A 7244-nucleotide genomic window follows, 5' to 3' on the forward strand; every position below is an offset into this window, starting at 1 on the left:
CGCAAATGGCGGGGTTTTCGTTTTTGGACGGCCAGCCGAAGCCGTCTTCATCGACGGCTCCGCTTCCTGCTCGCCTTTTTCGCGCTGGCAGCAATCTTCCTGGTCGCCTTCCCCGCGCTCTTCTTCGATGCTTTCGCGGGCTTCTTCCTGCCTTGTTTCCGCGAGGCCGTCTTCGCCTTTGGAGCCTTCTTTGGCTTGCTGGGTTTGGTGCCGGCAGGCTTTGGCTGCGCCCGTGATTCCGCCAGGGCGATCGGATTCGCCGCCGGCTTGTGCGAGGCGGACGCAATGCCTCCGCCGGCCGCTGCAAGCCAGAACCTCAATTCCGGCGACTTGACTCTTGGTCCCTGGATGTAGCGCTCCTGCCAAGTATCGTCGCCTTGCAGCGGCTTGCCGAAAATGTCCGGGTGCTCATTCAACAGGAAGCGCCACGCATAGTGATCGTAGAGATCGAGCACGTGGCAGGCATAGGCCTCCGCCAGCCCGCGATGGCCGCGGACGATGACCATGTTCTCGTCGTTGTTGTGGGAGGCGCGGAAGCCGAGATTGTGCGAGCCGGTCACGACCACGCAGTCGGCGCTGAACGGATCGATCACCACGATCTTGTTGTGGATGATGGCAAAGCCGAACTTGGCGAGCTCGCCCTCCCAGGCGCCGAAGGCATCATGCGGCGTGACGGCCCCGGCCGGCACCGCACGGAAATCGATCTCGCCGGGAGCGCCTTTCTTCTTTGGCTTGCCGGATTCGCCGACCACGGTCACACCGCCATGCGTTCCATGCGACGAGCTGTGTTCATCATCGGCAGCTTCGGTTGCGCCGCCGGAATGCAGCGCCGCGGAGAAATTCTTCGCGCGCACGGGACTCGTCAGCGCGCCCCGCACGAACAGGTCGGGCTTCTCTTTCAAGAGCTTGCCGGCCTGATCGAGGATTGAGTTGTTGCCGGGGTCGAACGCCAGAAACAGGATCGCCTGCTTGGCGCCGCTCATCAGCTCGAACACCCGTCCCATGTCGTTGGGCGTGTCGGGATGCTTCGACAGCTTGTGCGGCGTGTTCGGCGAGAACATCAGCTCGACGGTCACACCATTGCCAAGGCCGATTGGCGACGAAATCGACTTGTCGTTGTTGCCATGGGCGAAGTCGCGCAGGATCTGCGATTGCAGCTTGCTCTTGTTGCCCTGGGCCGCATCGACGTCGGCCTTCAACGCTGTCCAGTAGTCGAGGTAGCGCTGCGCAACGTCCTTGGACTCGATCACCAGCGCATTGTTGGTCTGGGTGCACAGGCCGGTGCTGGTCCAGTTGGTCGAACCCGACAGCGTGGCGATCGGCGTGTCGTTCTGGGTCAGGACCATGAACTTGTTGTGCGGGATGTCACCCTTGGCGAGGATGCGGTCGATCACGTTGACGCCGGCCGCCTTGAGCGCGGCGCGATTGTCCTTGTCCGCGTCGTCACTGTCCGGTGCCTGCTCGTTGCCGAGGATGACGTTGCGGCTATGGGGATTGGCCTGGAGCTGCTTTTCCAACCCGTTCGGATCGTTGAGCTCGTAGAGCGCGGCATGAATGACGCCACCGTTCTTGTCAGCCCTGGCGAGAAGCGAGGTGAGGCCTTCCTGCAACTGTCCCATCAGGCGGATGCGAATCGGATCGCCGGGATCGAGGATGTGCGGCTGCAGCGCCTCGATGCTGGGGTGACCATGCAGGGCTTGCGACAGCGCCTGCGTTGCCGTGATGCCGCGGTTGAAATATGCGCTGAACGGCGGACGGCTCGGCGTCAGCGTGACCTGATTGCTGAGAAGCGGCGAGACCCCTGCAAGCGGCGTCAGCGTCTGGCCCGGCGCGCCACCCATGGGCACGATTCGATACTGATAGGTGCCGCCGCGCTTGGCGAAGAGGTCCTTCCACCAGAATTTCTGGACCGGCGCCTGCTCGGTCGTCAGCTTCGTGCCTGGATCCTGATCGGCAAACTGCGCAAGCGCAGGCAGGACCGTCTCGTGGTTCCCGGCGTCAACGTCGATCTGGTGGATCGCAAAGCCAAGACAACCATCAAGGTGATGGTCGAACGTCCAGGCGACAACAGCAATATCATTGTTGGAAAACGCAATTGCAGGCATTGAACCGCTCCTTGGGCTCGGCCGAATGAAAAACGCTCAAGTTGCAACCGAATGCTATTGCTCGCAAAGAACTTTAAATCCTGGATGACAAGTCACGAAATTATCCGCAGGATAAGTGTGTTCGGGGGAACGGCTGATGATTCTGCAATCGCTCGCGGGGCTGCCCGCTTTTCTCGTTTATTTCTGCACCGGGCTGGTAGCGATCGTGGCCTATCTGTTCATCTACACCCGCATCACGCCGCACAACGAATTCCAGCTCATCCGCGACAATGATCCGGCTGCCGCGATCGCGCTGGGGCTGAGCCTGCTCGGCTTCGTCGCACCGCTGTTCAGTGCCATCGCACATTCGGCCAATGTTGTGGACTGCCTGATCTGGGCGTTCATCGCGCTGATCGTCCAGGTGATCGTGTTCTACGTCGTGAAGATCCCGGTGCCGAACCTGTCGTCACGCATCGCCGCCGGCGACATGGCGCCCGCGATCTGGCTCGGCCTTTCCTCGCTCGCCGCAGGCCTGCTCAACGCCGCCTGCATGATCTACTGACCATGGCAGAGAAGCGCCCCAGCAAGGAGTTCGGCAAGCGTCGGCCACAGCCCTTGCCGTCGCCACCGAAGGAGCCGGTCAAACGCTCCGGCCAGGTCGCGCTGTTGGTGATGGGGACGATTGCGGTCGGCACCACCGCCTACACGCTGATGCCGCGGCAGAACTGCGATCCGCCCGCGCCCGGCATAGCGGAGCCAGCGCAACCGAATACGGCCTGCACCAGCAGAGGCTCATCTGGCGGCGGCAGCTCGCATTGGTCATCGCGTTCGAGCTTCTTCAGCAGCGACTCCTCGAGCCATTCCTCATCCGGCGGCTCGTCCGACTCGGGCACCAGTGGCGTGACGCGGGGCGGCTTTGGTTCGTTCGCGCATGCGTTCGGCTTTTCGGGCGGCGGCTGAGCCGAGCCAAGTTTTGAATTCACCGCCATTGGCCGGTCTGCTTAACTGGCGCGGGAGGAAGCGACATGAAACGTTCGCGACGGGTCGTGCTCACCCTGATGGGCAGTGCCGCGGTCGGCGCGGTCTCGATGGGATTTGTGCGGCGGCCTTATGACTGCGGACCAGGAATGACGGCCGTTCCCGGCATCGACGGGCAACCCTATTGCCGGCCTGCCACCTATGGCGGCTTCGGCGGCACGCTGCATGTCGTTCATGGACATGGCGATCATGGACATGGCGGTCATGGCCACGGCCATGGCGGCGGCTAGCGCATGCAACGGATTGTCTGTCCCGAGCGCGACGACTGGGAGCAAACCGCCGGACAATGCGGCTTCGACTTCCATACCATCGATGGTGAGCGCTACTGGGATGAGCGCGCTTATTACGCCTTCACGCTCGACGAGATCGAACGCGGGGTCGAAACGCCGACCGGCGAGATCGACGCGATGTGCCTCGAGCTCGCTGGCCGTATCATCATTGATGAGCGGCTGCTGGAGCGGTTGAAGATCCCGCAGGCCTTCTGGGACCTGATCGCCGAGAGCTGGGAGCGCGATGACCGCAGCCTCTATGGCCGGCTCGATCTGAAGTTCGACGGCACCTCGCCGGCCAAGCTGCTCGAATACAACGCGGATACGCCGACGTCGATCTTCGAGACCGCGGTGTTTCAATGGACCTGGCTCGAACAGGCGATCGAGCGGCGCATCATCCCGGCGCGGGCCGATCAGTTCAATTCCATCCATGAGCGGCTGATCGAGGCCTGGAGGGCAATCTCCCCAAGCCAGCATCTGCATCTCACCGGCACGACCGGCAATGAAGAAGACGCCGGCACGCTCGCCTATCTCGAGGACACAGCGCGGCAAGCGGGGCTATCGACCACACTGCTCGACATCGAGGAGATCGGCTGGCGCGATAGGGACGGCGGCTTCGTCGACCTCGACGACCGCGACATCGCGCTCGCCTTCAAGCTCTACCCCTGGGAATGGATGTTCCACGATGCCTTCGGCACCAAGCTCAAGGAGGCAACGACGCGCTGGATCGAGCCGCCGTGGAAGGCGGTGCTCTCCAACAAGGGCATCCTGCCGCTGCTCTGGGAGATGTTTCCGAACCATCCCAACCTGCTGCCGGCCTTCTTCGAGGATGATCCGCGCGCGGCCGAGCTCGGCAGCTCCTATGTGCGCAAGCCGCTGCTGTCGCGCGAAGGCGCCAACGTCACGCTGGTCTCGGGCGGCGTGTCACTCGACGAGCACACGGGTCCCTACGGCGCCGAAGGCTTCGTCCGCCAGGCACTCTCGCCGCTGCCGAATTTTTCCGGCTTCTATCCCGTCGTCGGAAGCTGGCTCGTGAACCACGAGCCCTGCGGTCTGTCGATCCGTGAGGACGAAAGCCCGATCACCGGCAACAGCTCGCGATTCTTGCCGCACGCGATTTTGTGAGGCCTCGGTCGTTCCGGGGCTCGACGCTGATGTGCCGCCCCGGAATGACGAGAAGAGAGGTCACCTTGCCGCGGCGATCCTCATGCCTGCAAGCATCGGCGCACCGGCCGAACGTGTGCCACGTGCCGGATTGATCTGGTAGAGGCCGCGGCGGTCGACGACCGGACGGAAGGCGTCGGTGATGCCGACGACTGACTCGGCGGCACCAAGCAGCAAGGTGCCATCCGCCTCAAGGCTCTTCGCCATGCGTTCGAAGATCACCGCCTTGGTGTCCTGGTCGAAATAGATCAGCACGTTGCGGCAGAAGATCACGTCGAAGGTGCCGAGATGCGAGAAATCCTGGAGCAGGTTGAGCTGGCGGAACTGCACCATGGAGCGCACGTCGGCATTGAGCTGCCAGATGTCCCCGGACTGGGTGAAGTATTTCACCAGCAACTGAATCGGCAGGCCGCGCTGCACCTCGAACTGGCTGTAGACGCCGGCCTTGGACTTCTCCAGCACCTCCTGAGACAGATCGGTCGCGACGATCTCGATGCGCCAGCCGGCGAGCGCTGCGCTCTTCTCCTTCAGGCACATCGCGATCGAATAGGGCTCCTGCCCGGTCGACGAGGCCGCCGACCAGATGCGCAGACTCCTGCGCGCCGCGCGCGCCTGAATCAGGCCCGGCAGGATGGTGTCGCGCAGATGATCGAACGGGACCTTGTCGCGGAAGAAGAAGGTCTCGTTGGTGGTCATCGCCTCGACCACGTCGGTCGCGAGCCTGGTATCGCCATTCTTGATCTTCTGCACGAGATCGGGAATGGCGGCGAGGCCCGCCTTGCGCGCGAGCGGCATGAGCCGGCTCTCGACCAGATAGGTCTTGTCGGCTGAGAGATCGAGGCCCGAACGCTCCTTCAGGAACTTGCGCAGATATTCATAGTCCATCGGCGTCACGAGCGGTCTCCCGAGAACAGACGATTGACCTTCGGCGCAATCTGATTGAGCGGCAGGATCGCGGCGCAGATGCCGGCATTCGCGGCCGCGCCCGGCATACCCCACACCACGCTGCTGGCTTCGTCCTGCGCGATCACGCTGCCGCCGGCGGCGACGATGTCCTTGCCGCCGCGCATGCCGTCCGAGCCCATGCCGGTCAGGATCACCGCCAGGATTCCGCCGTGCCAGAGGTCGATGGCGGAGGTGAAGAGCGGATCGACCGCGGGCTTGCAAAAGTTCACCGCAGGTCCGTCGTCGAGCGCGATCGCAGCCTCAGCGCCGCTCCGCACCACACGCATGTGCTTGCCGCCCGGCGCGAGATAGATCTGGCCCGGCTTCACCGCCTCGCCATCGATCGCCTCATGCGCTGGCCTGCGGCTCGAACGCGCCAGATGCTCGGCGAGAATGGTGGTGAAAGTCGGCGGCATGTGCTGGGTGATCAGCACCGGGAAGCGATCGATCACCGGACCGAGTTCGGTCACCAGCGACATCAGCGCCTGCGGACCGCCGGTCGAGGAGCCGATCAACAGCACCTTCGGGGCCTGCGTCGAGAACGAGCGTTTGACGAGCGAGGCGGCGGAGGCGACCGGCGCGGCCGGCGCCGGTGTCACAGGACGCGCGACGGGCTCGCGCGCAAGCGGAGCGGGGCTCGCGGGCGCGAGCGATGGGCTTGCGACCGCCGCCTTCCTGCGCAATCGCGCGCCGAGATGACGGATCTTCTGGATCAGGTCGTGATGGAAGACGTCGGCGGCGGAGGCCTCGCGGGTCGATTCCGGCTTCGGAATGTAGTCGGCCGCGCCCAGCGACAGCGCCTTGAAGCTGATCTCCGCGTTGCGGCGGGTCAGCGTGGAGGCCATGATGATGACGAGGTCACGCTTCTTGGCCAGAAGTTGCGGCAGCGCCGTGAGGCCATCGAGTTCGGGCATTTCGATGTCGAGCACGGCGACATCGGGGTTGATGCGTTCGAGCTGGTTGACCGCCTCAAGTCCGGTGCGCAGCGAGGCCGCGACCTCCATGTCGTGCTCGGCGCCGATCCAGCGCGAGATCAGACCGCGGATGACGACGGAATCGTCGACGATCATCACGCGCAGTGGCCCTTCCCGCGACGGACTGATGGTCGAACTTCCAGCGAACGCAACACTCATTACTCACCAACTCAGACTGAAACGGTTCAGTTGAAACAAATGCCGAAGGATCCGTTCAGCCCTCGGGCAGCACGGTCAGATCAGGCCGACTTCCTGGAACTTCGCCGTCACGATGTCCTTGTCGAACGGCTTCATGATGTACTCGTTGGCACCAGCATGCAGCGCGCGCGCGATATGCGCGACATCGTTCTCGGTGGTGCAGAACACCACCTTGGGCTGGTCGCCGCCGGGCATGCGGCGCAGATGGCCGAGGAATTCGTAGCCATCCATGACCGGCATGTTCCAGTCGAGCAGCACGGCATCGGGCAGCCCGCGCTTGCAGGCTTCCAGCGCCTTCTCGCCATCCTCGGCTTCGAGGATCTGGAAGTCGAGGCCTTCCAGGATGCGGCGCGCAACCTTGCGGATGACACTGGAGTCATCAACGACGAGACACGTTCTCATATGAGCCTCTACTTCCTGTCCCCGGCGGGACACTTCCAATTGCAGGTCGGTCGGCGGGCCGACCGTCGTCTCAGGCCGCCATCATCTCGGGCGCGAGTTCGAGGACGCGATCGACGTCGAGGACGACCATGAGCTGGCCGTCGAGACGGTGGACGCCGCCGGCGAGCTTG

The 7244-nt window shown here is 63.6% G+C and carries 8 protein-coding genes and 1 pseudogene; 4 read left to right on the forward strand and 5 right to left on the reverse strand.

What is annotated here, in order from left to right; genetic code table 11:
* Positions 1-47: 47 nt before the first annotated feature.
* Entirely contained in the window at positions 48-2105 is a 2058-nt protein-coding gene (locus SO180_RS36150) for a phospholipase D-like domain-containing protein (RefSeq protein WP_449383584.1), read from the reverse strand.
* 136 nt (positions 2106-2241) lie between these two features.
* On the opposite strand from SO180_RS36150, the gene SO180_RS36155 reads away from it, so the two are divergent.
* The 4 genes from SO180_RS36155 to SO180_RS36170 all read left to right on the forward strand — a co-directional run bounded on the left by SO180_RS36155 (position 2242) and on the right by SO180_RS36170 (position 4516).
* Positions 2242-2646: a DUF350 domain-containing protein gene (locus tag SO180_RS36155; RefSeq protein ID WP_449383585.1), complete on the forward strand. Its 405-nt coding sequence runs from the start codon at positions 2242-2244 to the stop codon at positions 2644-2646.
* Between the two features lie 2 nt (positions 2647-2648).
* Positions 2649-3044 carry a hypothetical protein gene (locus SO180_RS36160; protein ID WP_449383586.1) on the forward strand — a complete coding sequence of 132 codons (396 nt, stop codon included), beginning with the start codon at positions 2649-2651 and terminating at the stop codon, positions 3042-3044.
* A 65-nt stretch (positions 3045-3109) separates the two neighbouring features.
* Positions 3110-3352, forward strand: a complete 243-nt coding sequence (locus tag SO180_RS36165) for a hypothetical protein (protein ID WP_449383587.1) — start codon at positions 3110-3112, stop codon at positions 3350-3352.
* Positions 3353-3355: 3 nt separating this feature from the next.
* Positions 3356-4516, forward strand: a complete 1161-nt coding sequence (locus tag SO180_RS36170; protein WP_449383588.1) for a glutathionylspermidine synthase family protein — start codon at positions 3356-3358, stop codon at positions 4514-4516.
* A 60-nt stretch (positions 4517-4576) separates the two neighbouring features.
* Here the strand turns inward: SO180_RS36170 and SO180_RS36175 are convergent, their stop codons facing one another.
* The 4 genes and pseudogenes from SO180_RS36175 to SO180_RS36190 all read right to left on the reverse strand — a co-directional run.
* Positions 4577-5449: a CheR family methyltransferase gene (locus tag SO180_RS36175; protein ID WP_449383589.1), complete on the reverse strand. Its 873-nt coding sequence runs from the start codon at positions 5447-5449 to the stop codon at positions 4577-4579.
* A complete protein-coding gene (locus SO180_RS36180) occupies positions 5446-6633 on the reverse strand; it encodes a protein-glutamate methylesterase/protein-glutamine glutaminase (RefSeq protein ID WP_449383590.1) in 1188 nt (395 codons plus the stop codon). Before SO180_RS36180 ends, SO180_RS36175 begins: the two co-directional genes overlap by 4 nt.
* A 75-nt stretch (positions 6634-6708) precedes the next feature.
* Positions 6709-7074, reverse strand: coding sequence for a response regulator (locus SO180_RS36185; RefSeq protein WP_007600538.1), 366 nt, complete (start codon positions 7072-7074; stop codon positions 6709-6711).
* 70 nt (positions 7075-7144) lie between these two features.
* Positions 7145-7244: pseudogene (locus SO180_RS36190) on the reverse strand (chemotaxis protein CheW); the annotation flags it as partial.

Source organism: Bradyrhizobium sp. UFLA05-112 (assembly GCF_053572325.1).

Excerpts from the sequence above, each read along its gene's own strand:
- SO180_RS36160 (WP_449383586.1), top strand. The coding sequence starts at position 2,649 with ATGGCAGAGAAGCGCCCCAGCAAGGAGTTCGGCAAGCGTCGGCCACAG.
- SO180_RS36165 (WP_449383587.1), top strand. The coding sequence starts at position 3,110 with ATGAAACGTTCGCGACGGGTCGTGCTCACCCTGATGGGCAGTGCCGCG.
- SO180_RS36170 (WP_449383588.1), top strand. The coding sequence starts at position 3,356 with ATGCAACGGATTGTCTGTCCCGAGCGCGACGACTGGGAGCAAACCGCC.
- SO180_RS36150 (WP_449383584.1), bottom strand. The coding sequence starts at position 2,105 with ATGCCTGCAATTGCGTTTTCCAACAATGATATTGCTGTTGTCGCCTGG.
- SO180_RS36185 (WP_007600538.1), bottom strand. The coding sequence starts at position 7,074 with ATGAGAACGTGTCTCGTCGTTGATGACTCCAGTGTCATCCGCAAGGTT.
- SO180_RS36180 (WP_449383590.1), bottom strand. The coding sequence starts at position 6,633 with ATGAGTGTTGCGTTCGCTGGAAGTTCGACCATCAGTCCGTCGCGGGAA.
- SO180_RS36155 (WP_449383585.1), top strand. The coding sequence starts at position 2,242 with ATGATTCTGCAATCGCTCGCGGGGCTGCCCGCTTTTCTCGTTTATTTC.